Annotated in this window: 9 protein-coding genes; 8 read left to right on the top strand and 1 reads right to left on the bottom strand. The window is 30.4% G+C overall.

The window, feature by feature from the left end; all coding sequences use genetic code 11:
• Nucleotides 1-59: 59 nt before the first annotated feature.
• Nucleotides 60-641, bottom strand: a complete 582-nt coding sequence (locus B5464_RS06200) for a HupE/UreJ family protein (protein WP_079737653.1) — start codon at nt 639-641, stop codon at nt 60-62.
• 233 nt (nt 642-874) lie between these two features.
• On the opposite strand from B5464_RS06200, the gene B5464_RS06195 reads away from it, so the two are divergent.
• From B5464_RS06195 to B5464_RS06160, 8 genes are all read left to right on the top strand, one after another.
• Nucleotides 875-3,253: a polysaccharide lyase 6 family protein gene (locus tag B5464_RS06195; RefSeq protein WP_079737652.1), complete on the top strand. Its 2,379-nt coding sequence runs from the start codon at nt 875-877 to the stop codon at nt 3,251-3,253.
• Between the two features lie 458 nt (nt 3,254-3,711).
• Nucleotides 3,712-6,015: a chondroitinase-B domain-containing protein gene (locus B5464_RS06190; protein ID WP_079737651.1), complete on the top strand. Its 2,304-nt coding sequence runs from the start codon at nt 3,712-3,714 to the stop codon at nt 6,013-6,015.
• 54 nt (nt 6,016-6,069) lie between these two features.
• On the top strand, nt 6,070-7,098 hold the full coding sequence (locus tag B5464_RS06185; RefSeq protein ID WP_079737650.1) for a polysaccharide lyase family 7 protein: 1,029 nt from the start codon (nt 6,070-6,072) through the stop codon (nt 7,096-7,098).
• A 4-nt stretch (nt 7,099-7,102) separates the two neighbouring features.
• Entirely contained in the window at nt 7,103-8,986 is a 1,884-nt protein-coding gene (gene gndA / locus B5464_RS06180; protein ID WP_231963661.1) for an NADP-dependent phosphogluconate dehydrogenase, read from the top strand.
• 29 nt (nt 8,987-9,015) lie between these two features.
• Nucleotides 9,016-10,290, top strand: a complete 1,275-nt coding sequence (locus B5464_RS06175) for an Nramp family divalent metal transporter (RefSeq protein WP_079737648.1) — start codon at nt 9,016-9,018, stop codon at nt 10,288-10,290.
• A 38-nt stretch (nt 10,291-10,328) separates the two neighbouring features.
• Complete coding sequence (locus tag B5464_RS06170; protein WP_079737647.1) at nt 10,329-11,414, top strand: polysaccharide lyase family 7 protein; 1,086 nt, start codon at nt 10,329-10,331, stop codon at nt 11,412-11,414.
• Nucleotides 11,415-11,424: 10 nt separating this feature from the next.
• A complete protein-coding gene (locus B5464_RS06165) occupies nt 11,425-12,189 on the top strand; it encodes an SDR family NAD(P)-dependent oxidoreductase (protein ID WP_079737646.1) in 765 nt (254 codons plus the stop codon).
• A gap of 98 nt (nt 12,190-12,287) precedes the next feature.
• Nucleotides 12,288-14,561 carry an alginate lyase family protein gene (locus B5464_RS06160; protein ID WP_079737645.1) on the top strand — a complete coding sequence of 758 codons (2,274 nt, stop codon included), beginning with the start codon at nt 12,288-12,290 and terminating at the stop codon, nt 14,559-14,561.
• Nucleotides 14,562-14,568 lie beyond the last annotated feature (7 nt).

Here is a 14,568-nt window from a genome sequence, read left to right as displayed (position 1 = left end):
TTTACGAAAGTATAAAGATTAATAGAATTAAGACGTTAATTATTAGTCAAAATTGATAGTTACCAAAAAACTCTGTCTAACATCATTTGTATAGAAAAACCGATTACGATAGAAGAACAAACTAAAATCCAATCTCTTCTTGTTACCTTAAAAAAGTTTTGTAAAAGAGTACCAATTATTAATATTCCTAAAACAATTATTATTTGTGCAGCTTCTATACCAACAGCAAATTCTAATAAAGGCATTAATTTATCATCTTCTTTACCAATCATCATTTTAAAATAATTAGAAAAACCTAAACCGTGAATTAAACCAAAAAATAAAGCAAATACTAAGTTGGTGTTTTCTTTACCATAAGATGATTTTTTAGCTGTAAAAACATTAATTACACCCGTAATAAAAATAGTAACTGGTATTAAAAACTCTATCAGTTTCATATCTATATTTAAAATACCGTAAGCAGATAAAGCTAAGGTTATAGAATGACCAATGGTAAAAAGTGTAACCAACCATAAAACTTTTTTTAGTTGGTTAAAACTGAATACTACAGCTAAAACAATTAAAAATAAAATATGATCGTAAGCATTAAAGTCTAACACGTGGTTAAGACCCATTTTAAAGTATAAAATAAAATCGTCCATTTTTGTTGAATTTAGAGGAAAATCAAAGATATTAAAAACTTAAAACAACTCTAAATTATTTTAGAAACTATTATTGGTAAACCAAACTGGTTTACCAATAATAATATGGTTATATTTGTGTTGTTGGCTTGTTTTGAATTGGTTTAGTTTTTTGTAAATCATTTAATTAGTCTCTAAAAAGTACTGCTTTTGAACTAGTATTTACCATTTACTTATTTTTAAAATAATCTTTGATGAAAAAATATCTTCTAATTTATATAGTAATTCTTTTCTTTAATACTCATGATTTTGAAGCTCAAGAAAAATTTGTAGCTAGTATTTCTGAATATAACGAGGCAATTAAAAAAGCAAAAGCTGGTGATGTACTTATTCTTAAAAATGGTGTTTGGAAAGATGTCGAAATTAATGCTTACGGTAAAGGTACTAAAGAGTTGCCAATTGTAATAAAAGCAGAAACTGCCGGTAAAGTTATAATTACAGGAAATTCTACCTTAAATATCTATGGAGAATTTATTATTGTTAGTGGTTTATGGTTTAAAAACGGAAATTCTACTTACAAGTCTGTTGTTCAGTTTAAAAAGAATACCAAGTTTTTTGCAAATAATTGCCGATTAACAAATTCTACAATTTCTTACTTTAAAGTTACGCCAGGTATAAAAGATCATTGGGTAGATATTTGGGGTAAAAATAATAGAGTAGATCATAATAATTTTACTGGAAAAACAAGTACTGGTACAACATTAGTTGTTTGGTTAAAAGGAAACGAGCATATAGAAAATAATCATAGAATTGATAATAATTTATTTGGTTTTAGAGAAGAACTTGGTGAAAATGGCGGGGAAACAATTAGAATAGGAACCAGCACAAATTCGATGAAATCTTCTAAAACCATCGTAGAAAGAAATGTCTTTGCAAGTTGTAACGGAGAAATAGAGATTATTTCTAATAAATCTGGAGATAATATTTTTAGAGATAATTTGTTTGTTGGAAGCAAAGGAACTTTAACATTAAGACACGGTAACAATGCTTTGGTAGAAAGAAATGTTTTTTTAGGAAACGGGGTTAGTAAAACTGGCGGAATTAGAGTAATTAATTCTGGTCATATAATCAAAAATAATTTACTAATTGGTTTGCAAGGAGAAGGTTATAGAGGTTCTATTGTGTTAATGAATGGAGTTTTAAACTCGCCTTTAAATCGATATCATCAAGTTAAAAATGTAGACATTCAAAATAATACAATTATAAATTCTGGTCCGTTAGTTTTTGGTGCAGGTAAAGATGATGAGAAAACCTTAGCTCCAGAAAACGTTAATTTTTCTAACAACCTAATTTTTAATAATAAAGCTGCTAATAATATACAGTTTTTAGATGCGGTTTCTGGTATTAATTTCAATACAAATTATATCGATGCAATGGATGCTGATGTTGTTGGGTTTTTAAAAACTAAAATAAACTGGAAAGAATTAAAAAATTATCCAATTCCGACGAAAGAAAATCGAGATTTACTTAAAGTAACTAAGAATAATTTAAGTCCTGTAAAAGATATTGCAAGAAAATTAAGATCAGTATTAAATGCAGGTGCTTTTAATTTAGGTTCAAACAGATTGCCGATTGCTTTAAGTTTAAGAGCAGGACCAGGTTGGAAACCAAAAATAGTTGCACCAAAGGTAAAACCGCAAGAAATATTAGTAAAACCTGGTGTTGCAACTTTAGAAAAAGCTATAAAAAATGCTGTTAAAGGAACTGTTTTAAAATTAGAAGCAGGAGCATTTTTATTGAAGAAAAAAATTAAGATTACAAACGATGTAACAATTATTGGTGCTAAAAATGCAGCTTCTATAATCTCTGTAAGCGACGATGTAGAAAATCAATTAGATTATATTTTTAGAGTTAATGAAGGTGCAACGTTTAAATTGTCTCATGTTACTTTAAACGGAGAAACAAAATCACCTAAATACGCCATTGTATCACCAAACAAGCAAGAAGGCGGTTTGTACAAAGTATTTGTAAACAATGTGATTTTTAAAAATTTTAAAAACAAAAACGGCGGTAGTGTTTTTAAAGCTTACAACGGTACGTTAGCAGATACTTTAAGTTTTAAGAATTCTAAATTCGAAGATAATTATAGGGGTTTAAATTTATCTTACGATAAAGATATCTTCGGAAAAATTAATGCAAATAATATCATTTTACAAAATTCTGTTTTTAAAAATATTGAAGGTGAAGCGTTAAATTATATCAGAAAAATACCATCACCAGAAATTCTTGGTGGGAATTTAGTTGTTAAAAATTGTGTTTTTAGCAAGGTGAACAATAAAGAGAAAGGACAATTTTTAAAGACCAACGGAATACATAAAGTAACAATATCTAATTCTGTTTTTGAGAAAAGTTATAATATTAAAGTTCCTTTGGATTTAAAAGGGAGTAATAATATTATGTCTAATTGTTTGATTTTTTCTAGTGGATTTGTAAAAGTTAGCAAAAACGCGAAGAAGATAAATTTAATTTATAAGAACCCTAAATGGGAAGATCAAGTCTTGTTTATTCCTAGTGAGAAATCAGAATTATTAAAGAAAAATAATAAAATAGAACGCATTGGCTTACTACAATAAAAGCTAGTTTCTAAAATGAAAAAAAGGATCTCTTTGTTTTTTTTCTTCGGATTATAGCTGTTTTTACTCACGATTTTTAAAATATTGATGCGCATATTAAAGTAAACGATTTGAAGAAAGTGTTTTTAACAAATTGTACCCAAAACTTATTACAGGTTTAAGGGTGCAGCAATGTTAATATCAATATTGAAAAAACATTTAATTTAAAAAGAATTAGATACTTGTAATTTTTTAACAATTTTTAGGTGAAATACATTTTAAAAACGGTTAAAAATTATCGTAAATTCAGCAATGCTTTTTTACCCTTAATTTCTTATTAATACAAAATATTTCAAAAATTGAAATATAAAACCTATATTTGGTTTACCAATTTGGTAAACCAATTGTGATTTTAGCAGAAATTACTTACTAAATTGTACATTTTAGCAACAAAACATTAACTACATTTTAAAAATTTTATGAAGAATTTAATTTTAGTAATCACTACTTTATTTTTATTCATTTCTTGCAATGAAACATCAGTCAATAGTATTTTAGTAAACAATTCATCAGAATTATTAGATGCTGTAAAAGAATTAAAAGCGGGTGATGAAATAGTATTAAAAAAAGGAACTTACAAAGATGTAGAAATTAAACTGATTGGAGAAGGAACCGAAAACAATCCAATTAAACTAAAAGCAGAAACGCCAGGAGAAGTTTTTATAGAAGGTGCCTCTAGCTTAGAAATTAGTGGAGATTACCTAGAAGTAAGCGGTTTATTTTTTAGAAACGGACACTCACCAAAAACAAATGTTATCGCTTTTAGAACAAGTCCTAAAGAAGTTGCCAATCACTCTAAAGTTACCAACTGTGTAATTTTAGATTTTAATAATTTAGAGCGCGATCAAGACAATCTTTGGGTGCAGTTATATGGTAAACATAACGAATTTAGCAACTCTTATCTTGCCGGTAAAACAAATGGTGGTCCAACTTTAAGAGTAGATTTAAAAGGAAATCAAAGCATTAGAAACTATCATAAAATTATCAATAATCACTTTGGTCCAAGGCCAAGAAAAGGTGGTGCAAGAGGAGAAACGATTCAGTTAGGAAGTAGTTTTACATCAATGAGTCCTAGTAACACATTAATTGCAAATAATTTATTTGAAGAATGTAATGGAGAAGTAGAAATCATTTCAAGCAAAACCAATTTCAACATCATTAAAAATAACGTGTTTTACAAAAGTGAAGGTTCTGTTGTTACAAGACACGGAAATTATGTTACGGTAGACGGAAATTATTTTATTGGAGATGGCGTAAACGATCAATATGGTGGAATTAGAATCATTAATACAGGTCATTGGGTAATTAACAACCTATTTTACAAAATAAAAGGTAAGAATTTTAGAAGTCCGATTGCTATAATGAACGGAATTCCTAAGTCACCATTAAACCGTTATAATCAAGTGACAGATGTTGTAGTTGCGTATAATACGTTTGTAGATTCTAGCTCGCCTTGGCAATTTGGTGTAGGTACAAATATTGCGCAAGCAGATGTTTTACCAAAGTCGGAAATAAGATCTGCAAGACCTTTAAGAACCGAAGTTGTAAATAATATTATTTATAATTCTGAAGGTGATGCAAATCCAATTATTGAACACGATAAAGCAGATGGCGTAACATTTGCAAATAATATTATCGATAATAACGGAGTAGAAGTTGAAAACAATCATGGTTTAATTACTAAAGATTTAACCTTAACAGATATAGGTTCAAACTTATCTGTACCAACTTCAGGATTCGATGATGTAGAAGTGTATAAAGGTTACGATTTTGAAACAATTACGAATGATTTATTAGGAAATTCTAGAGAAAAAGCGAATACCATTGGAGCAATTGCAAAAGCTGGAGACATAAATTTAGACTTGTTAGATAAGTCTAAATATGGTGCAGATTGGTTTTCAAACGAAGTAGAAGCAAAAGAAACAACAACACATACCGTTGCAAATGCTTCAGAATTGGTTAGTAAACTTGAAGCAGCAGAAAGCGGAGATATTTTAAGCTTAAATGAAGGTGTTTATAATATTTCAGAATCGTTAATCGTAAACAAAACAATCACAATTCAATCTAAAGGAAATGCTGAAATTGTTTATGCAGGTGCAGAAAATACGCCAGCGATCGAATTACATCCTTATGGAAAACTAACTGTAAAAAACATCAAGTTAAAAGGAACAGGTTCTCAGCAAGCATTTGCGAGTTTAAAAAAGAACATGTCTAATCATTTTGGGTTGGAGGTTTTAGATTCTGAAATCAGTAATTTTAATTATGCTTTAAAAGTGTACAAGCAATCTTTTTCTGAAGAAATCATCTTTAAAAATACAGCAATTTCAGATTGTGAGAACGGTTTAGAATTATCCGAAGAAACAAACGATAGAGGTGATTATAATACTGAGTATTTAACTGTTGATAATTGTAAATTCACAAACGTAAAACAAAACGTTATCGATTATTATCGTGGTGGTTATGATGAGTCTACAATTGGCGGAAACTTATTGGTAACAAATAGTACGTTTACTAATTCTGGTGCTAAAGAAAAAAACGGAATGTTGTTAAATCACAGAGGAATTGTAAATGTAAACATCAATAACAATACATTTAAAAACAACAAAGTACAATTTGTTTCAATTCTTTGGGGAGCAAAAAACAATGTACAATCAAACAACACTTTAATTAATTCTGGTAAAATTAAAACAGAAGAAAACTTAAAACAAACCTTAATGTATTAAGACATTGTAGCGAAAGCTAAGAAATACGTTAACCACAACTTTATATAATTTTTCATGAAAAAACTACCTCTTATAATTGTAGCAATTTTAACAATTGTTGCATGTAAAAACGAATCAAAAAAGAAACAAGAATCTAGTGCTGTTTCAACTACAAATACTATTAAAAAAGCACCAAGCGATGTCATTCCGTTTATGGATAAATGGAAAATCCTTTTAGGAGACGGAACAAAATCTGAAGATTTAGTAGGTTTTCAAAAAGATGGTTTTTTCTATGTAGAGACTGAAAATAATACAGATTGGGTTGTTTATAAAACGCCAAATTCTGGTATAACTTCTAGAACTTCTAGCAATACAAGAACAGAGTTAGGTGAAAAAAAACATTGGATTCCGGAAGAAGGCGGAAAACTGACAGGTACTTTAAAAGTAAAACACGTATCAACTACAGGTGATGCTACAGCAGCTTCGTCATATTCGGTTGTTGTTGGGCAAATTCATAGTGACGAAGGTCATGAAAACGAACCTTTAAAAATCTATTACAAGAAATTTCCAGGTCATACAAAAGGTTCTGTATTTTGGAATTATGAAATCAATACAGAAGGAGATAATATTGGAAGATTCGATTATTCTACAGCAGTTTGGGGACACGATTTTTCTGTAGTTGGTAAAGATGCAACTAGTTATCCTGAAGAACCAGAAAATGGTATTGCTTTAAATGAAGAGTTTAGTTACAAGGTAAACGTCTATAAAGGTATCATGTATTTAACTTTTAAAAGTGAAGGTCATGAAACGGTAACATTTACTAAAAGTTTGATAAAATCGGAATTTGCAACAAGAGAAGCTGTGCCAGAACAAGTTAAACGCGTTTATGCAAATAGAGAAAAAGGTGGAGGTGTTGAAAGAGCTATCGCTTATGCTGGCGAGATTAATTACTTTAAACAAGGTGCTTATAACCAAGCAAACTATAAATCGACAAAATCAGAAATTTATGGTGGAGATATTGCTAAACAATACGAAAACGGAAGTTATGCCGAAGTTTGGTTTAAAACTGCAACCGTAGGAGAGGCAACAGCACCAAATAAATAGCATTTTGAATACAGTTGTATTTATAATGGGAGTTTCTGGTTGCGGTAAAAGCACTATCGGAAACTTATTGGCTAAAGAATTAGAGATTCCTTTTTTTGATGGAGACGATTTTCATCCGGAAAGTAATATTAGAAAAATGTCTAATGGAGAAGCTTTAAATGATGAGGATAGACAAGGTTGGTTAGGGACTTTAAACGATTTGGCGAAAAAACAAATCGAAAACAATAGTTGTGTAATTGTCTGTTCTGCGTTAAAACAAAAGTATCGCGATACATTAAGTTTTGGTATTCAAAATCAAACAAAATGGATTCATTTAACAGGAACCTTTGATCAGATTTATGCAAGAATGCAAAATAGGGCAAACCATTTTATGCCTTCAGCATTATTAAAAACACAATTTGAAACTTTAGAAAATCCTGAAAATGCAATTTCTATTGATATTAGTTTCACACCAGAACAAATTATTAAAAAAATAAAACAGCATATAATGAAAACATCAGAATTTGGATTGTTTGGTTTAGGTGTTATGGGAAAAAGCCTGTGCAGAAATTTAGCCAATAACGGATTTAAAATCTCGATGTTTAACAGACATGTTGATAATGTTGAGGTTGATGTCGCTAAAAATTTCAAAGCACAATATCCAGAATTATCGCAAGCGGAAGCTTTTGATGATATTTCTGTATTTGTAAATTCTTTACAGCAACCAAGACGCATTATGCTAATGGTAAATGCTGGTAAAACAATTGATTATGTGATTGAAGATTTACTGCCTCATTTATCTAAAAATGATATTATTATTGATGGCGGAAATTCTAATTATAAAAAAACGAAAGAACGTTACGATTATTTAAAATCTAAAGGCATTCATTTTATTGGAACTGGTGTTTCTGGTGGAGAAGAAGGTGCTTTAAAAGGACCTTCAATTATGCCAAGTGGAGACAAAGAAGCTTACAATAAAGTCGCTCCTTTTTTAGAAACTATTGCTGCAAAAGATAAACACGGATTGCCATGTTGTACTTATGTTGGACCAGAAGGAAGTGGACAATTTATAAAAATGGTGCATAATGGCATTGAGTATGTTGAGATGCAATTATTGGCAGAAGTAACAACTATTTTAGAAAATTTAGGTCAAAATCCTGATGCCATTTCTAATACTTTAGAATCCTTTAAAAACGATGCGAATAGTTACTTGTTAGAAATTACAATTACTATTTTCAAAAAGAAAGAAGGTGACGATTGGTTGGTGAAAAAGATTTTAGACAAAGCAGGAAATAAAGGTACAGGTAATTGGACTACTATCGCTTCCGCAGAACTTGGTGTGCCAAGTACATTAATTAGTTCAGCGTTGTTTTCAAGATATATTTCGTTTTATAAAGAAGAAAGACTTCAGTTGAATTCATTTTTTAAAACAGAAAGCACATCAGAATTAAATATTACAACTAACCAGATTTTAGAAGCTTATCAATTTGCTAGAATTATAAACCATTATCAAGGATTTAAATTGATTGCAGAAGCTTCAAACAAATTTCAATGGAATCTTAATTTAAGTGAAATTGCAAGAATTTGGACAAATGGTTGCATTATAAGATCAATGTTGATGGAAGAATTGGTTACTGTTTTTAAAGAAACAACAAATATTTTAACCAATGAAGAATTAATCAATTCATTGAAACAATTTAAACCTTCGGCTAAAAAAGTAGTTTCAGAATGTTTATTAAATGATTTAACAACACCAGCTTTAAGTGAAGCTATTCAGTTTTTTAACGGAATTACTACAGCTTACGCTTCGGCAAATGTAATACAGGCACAACGTGATTATTTTGGTGCGCATACTTATTTGAGATTGGATGATGATTCGGGAACATCACATCATACTAACTGGAACTAACAAAATTAACTAACCAACGCATTACTATTATGGACGAAAGCACAAAAAAAAAATCATTTCTTAAAAAAATTATTGCTATTATTTTAGGTTTCGGACCTGGTATTTTTGCTATTGGTTATACTATAGGTACAGGTAGTGTTACCTCTATGATTGTTGCAGGAAGTAAGTTTAATATGGATTTACTTTGGGTATTGTTTTTAAGTTGTTTGTTTTCTGGAATTTTAATGTTTGCCTACGGAAATTATGGTCTAATAACAGGAGAAACTGCACTTTACGGATTCAAAAAACATTTAAAATTTGGTAAAGCATTAGCGATATTAATTATTGTTGGTATCACCTTTGGTCAATGGAATTCTTTAATGGGAATTTTAGGAATCTCATCTAATATTATCTACGAGATTTTAGCTGTCAATTTTGATGGATTAAGTGGTTATAAATATGAAACCGTTTTAATAACAGCAATTGTAATTATTATTACTTTTTATTTATTAATGTTAGTTGGGAAGTATACTTTTTTCGAAAAAATACTAGTCATTTTTGTAACCTTAATGGGTTTGTCTTTTGTGTTGTCATTATGTTTTGTACAACCATTGCCATTAGATGTTGTTAAGGGTTTAATCCCTAAAATACCAGATGTTCCAGGAGGAAAAATGTTAGTAGCAGCTTTTGTTGGTACAACTATGGCTTCTGCAACTTTTTTATCAAGACCCTTATTTGTTAAAGGAAAAGGTTGGACGATTAATAACTTAGATCAACAAAAAAAGGATTCTATTACAGCAGCAATTTTAATTTTTATAATAAGTGGTGTTATTATGGCAGTTTCTGCAGGTGCTTTATTTTACGAAGGTAAAGAAGTAACACATGTTTTAGATATGGCAAATACTTTAGAGCCAGTAGCTGGTAAATGGGCTGTTACAATTTTCTTTTTTGGAGCCTTAAGTGCTGGATTATCTTCAATATTTCCGTGTTTATTAATCGCACCATTATTAATTGCAGATTATCAATCAGGTGAGTTAGATACCAATTCTAAACAATTTAGAATCATCACTTTTATTGCTTGTTTAGTTGCTTTAATTGGTCCTGCTTTTGGTGCAAATCCGATAGAAATTCAAATTTTATCACAAGTATTTAACGTTTTTGTGTTGCCACTTGTAATTCTAGGAATCATCATTATGGTGAATAACAAAAAAATAATGAAAAACTATAAAACCAGTTTGTTTGTTAACATTGGTTTGTTTGCATCGCTACTTTTCGCATGCATCATTTCTTATAACGGAATTATAGCGTTAACAGAATATTTTTAATAGGAACTAAGTAACTTTTAATTTAAAAAATTTAAAATATGTTTAATAGAAAAAATATAACAAGATCTTTAATTGCATGTATACTCCTACTTACATTAAATAGTTGTAAAAAAGAAACTAAAAAACAAGGTGTAAATGATGTGCAAAAAAAGGTATATGCAAGTGAGGTTATTCCGTTTTTTGATCATTGGAAATTAATTTTAGGAGATGGTTCTAATGTTGGTTTTGCAAATAATTTTGAAAATAAAGACTTCTTTTATACGACAAAGGAAAACGGTACAGATTGGGTAGTTTTTAAAGCGCCAAATGCTGGTGATACTCACGGTACATCAAACAACACAAGAACGGAGTTGGCACAAGCAAAAAAGTGGTATCCAAAAACTGCAAACGATAAATTAACAGCGACTCTAAAAGTGATGAATGTTTCTGCCACTGGTGATGCTAGAGTTGCGGCTTCGCATGCTGTTGTTGTTGGTCAAATTCATAGTGCTGACAAGCATGAAAATGAACCACTTAAGATTTTTTATAAAAAATTTCCTGGTCATACAAAAGGTTCTGTTTTTTGGCATTATGAAATTAATACTGCCGGAGAAGACAATGCTGGGAGATGGGATTTTTCTACAGCAGTTTGGGGAAATGATTTTTCTGTAGTTGGCGAAACTGCAAATACATATCCAGATGAACCAAAAGAAGGTATCGCTTTGGGTGAAGAGTTTAGTTATGAAGTTGAGGTAAAAGACGGAATAATGAAATTGACATTTACAAGCAAAGGCCATGAAACAAAAACGTTCACAAAAAATTTGATTGAATCTGAGTACACCACAAAAAAAGATATTCCAGAGCAAACTCAAAAACTTTTTGTGCCAATTGGTCAAGATGGTGTCGAGCGTAAAGATGCTTATACAGACGAAGGTTGTTTTTTTAAATTAGGAGCATATAATCAAACAAACGGTAAATCTCCAGAGGTGAATAAAAATTGGTGTTCTGGTGCAGAAACTCATAACGGAAATGTCGGAAAACAATATGCAGACGGAAATTATGCAGAGGTTTGGTTTAAATCAGCAAGTATTTCAGTAAGTGAGACTGCTGTTTCTAACGAAGGTTATTTTACTAAAAACGATTAAAAAAAGTAATATGAATAATAAATTAAAAGGAAAAAATGTATTAGTTACTGCTGGTGCACAAGGTATTGGAGAAGCGATTACAAAACATTTTATAGATAGCGGTGCAAACGTTGCTATTCATTATTTTTCAAGTTCAGAAACTGCAAATAAATTGGTAGCTTATGCTGTAAAAAATAACGTAAAAGCTGTAGCTGTTAGTGGTGATTTAACAAAAGAACAAGAAGCTAACAATGTAGTTGGTAAAACTGTAGAAGCCCTAGGTGGTTTAGATATTTTAATTAACAATGCTGGGTCTTTAGTTGCACGTAATTTATTAGAAGATTTAAAAACTGATTTTTGGTATAAAGTAATGGATATTAACATGACATCTATGATGTTAGTTACAAGAGCTGCAGGTCCTTATTTAGCTAAAAACACAAATAGTAGTATTGTTAATTTAGCATCGCTTGCGGGTCGTAAAGGTGGTCATCCAGGGTCTTTAGCATACGCTACAAGTAAAGGTGCAATATTAACATTTACAAGAGCTTTGGCAACAGAGTTTGGACCTCAAGGTACAAAAGTAAATGCTGTTGCTCCGGGTTTAATTTTAGGAACTTCATTTCACAATACACATACTACAAAAGAGTCTGCAGCAGCTACAATAGCTGGTATTCCTATTGAAAGAGCTGGTAATGCAGATGATGTTGCAAGAGCCGTTTTATTTTTGGCTTCTGAGTACGATGGTTTTATTACAGGCGCAACTTTAGATATAAACGGTGGTGTTTATAACATGTAAAGTAACAAGGTGTAAAATTAGAATTAGAGAGCGCTATTTTTGTAACTAAAATATTATTCATATATTGGTAAACCAATTTGGTAAACCAGTATATTGTCATGAAAAAATATTTTAATTTTCATTTAATTATAGCGCTTTTAATCTTCGGATTTATTTCTTGTAACAATAAAAAGAATGCAGTTGGCGAAAATTCTTTAAAAACTGAATCCTCTCAAGAACATCCTAAACTTATTTTAACTGCTAAAGGTGTTAAAGATATAAGAGCTCAGTTAGGAACTATTCCTATTTTCGATAAATCTTTAGAAGCAGTAAAAAAAGAAGTTGATGCCCAAATTAAAGCCGGAATCAATGTGCCAATTCCTAAAGATTATTCCGGTGGTTACACGCATGTAAGACATAAAAAAAACTGGTTTATACTTCAAAAAGCAGGTTTATTATATCAAATTTTAGATGACGAAAAATATGCCAAGTATGTAAAAGACATGCTAATGGAATATGAAGCGTTGTATAAAACTTTGCCATTACATCCCAAAACAAGATCTTATGCAAGAGGAAAATTATTTTGGCAATGTTTAAACGATTCTAATTGGTTGGTATATGTAAGTCAGGCTTACGATTGTATCTATAATTACCTAACGGAAGAAGAACGAAACAAATTAGAAACAAATTTATTTAGACCATTTGCAGATCACATTTCTGTGGATAGTCCGCAGTTTTACCAACGTGTGCACAATCACAGTACTTGGGGAAATGCTGCTGTTGGAATGATTGGTTTGGTTATGGATGACGATGAATTAATCAATCGAGCTTTATACGGAATTAAAGATTTAAAATTAGATGCTAATAAAAAAGATGACGATGGTGGTTTTTTAAACAAAGACGGAAAAGCAGGTTTTTTAGCAAATATAGAAGAGCCTTTTTCGCCAGATGGTTATTATAATGAAGGACCTTATTATCAGCGTTATGCAATGTATCCGTTTTTGGTTTTTGCAGAAGCATTACATAATGTAAAACCAGAACTTAAAATTTTTGAGTATAAAGAAGGTGTACTTCTAAAATCTATAAATGCACTATTAAATTTATCTGATGCAGATGGTGAGTTTTTCCCATTAAACGATGGTCAAAAAGGAATGTCTTATTACACAAATGCTTTGGTAACAGCTGTAGATGTGTCTTATCATTTTGGCAATCAAGATCCTGGTTTGTTATCAATTGCTAAAGAACAAAATAAAGTATTGTTAGACGATTCTGGTTTGGCAGTAGCTCTTGGCATCAAAAGCGGAAAAGAAAAAACGTTCACTAAAAAATCTATCAACTTATCCGATGGTCCTGAAGGAAAACAAGGTGGTGTGGGTATTTTGAGAAACGAAAATTTAGAACTTGTTTTTAAATATGCAGCACAAGGTTCTAGTCACGGACATTATGATAAATTGTCATATTCGTTATATGAAAATGGAGAAGAAGTTATCCAAGATTACGGATTATCACGTTTTGTAAATATCGAACAAAAAGGAGGCGGAAATTACCTAAAAGAAAACAAAACCTGGGCAAAACAAACCATTGCACATAATACAGTTACTCAAAATGAAACCTCTCATTTTAAAGGTAAATACGATATAGGAAGTTTACATCATTCTGATTTGAATTATTTTTCTTCGGATGATAAAAATGTACAAGTAGTTAGTGCTATCGAAAAAAATGCTTATCCAGGAACTACAATGTTGCGTACAATGGCTATTATTAAAGACAAAGATTTCGAAAAGCCTTATATGCTTGATATTATGAAGGTCACATCCGCGACAGCGAATCAATATGATTTTCCTTTTTATTATTTCGGACAAGTATTACAAACAAATTTTGAATACAATTCACCTGAAACTCTAAAACCGTTAGGAAGTAAAAATGGTTATCAGCATTTATATTTAGAAGGCTCAGGTAAAGCATCAGAAGAAAACACTAGGTTTTCATGGTTTAACAATAATAAATTTTACTCGTTAACTACAATTACCAACACAAAAGACGAATTACTATTCACTAGAATAGGTGCTAACGATCCAGAATTTAATTTACGTCGTGATCCGGCTTTAATGTTAAGAACTAAAAATGCTAAAAATAGAACATTTGTTTCTGTAATAGAATCTCACGGAAGTTATAGTGCGGTGTCAGAATCTGCAGTAAACTCTAAAACTAGTATAAAATCAATAAAAACACTTTTAGATACAGATAAATATACAGCAATTGAGATTATTAATATAAACGGTAATGTAAAATTGTTTATCACAGCAAATAAAAACAATTCAAAAGAAGCAAAACACAATTTAACAATTAACAATAAGAATTATAAATGGTCTGGTTCTTATTATTTCAATTAAAGCAAAA

Origin of the sequence: Polaribacter sp. KT 15, assembly GCF_900143115.1 — a bacterium.
GTDB lineage: Bacteria > Bacteroidota > Bacteroidia > Flavobacteriales > Flavobacteriaceae > Polaribacter > Polaribacter marinaquae.
The sequence above is the reverse complement of the archived record's forward strand: the minus strand, read 5'-3'. Positions and strand labels throughout refer to the sequence as shown.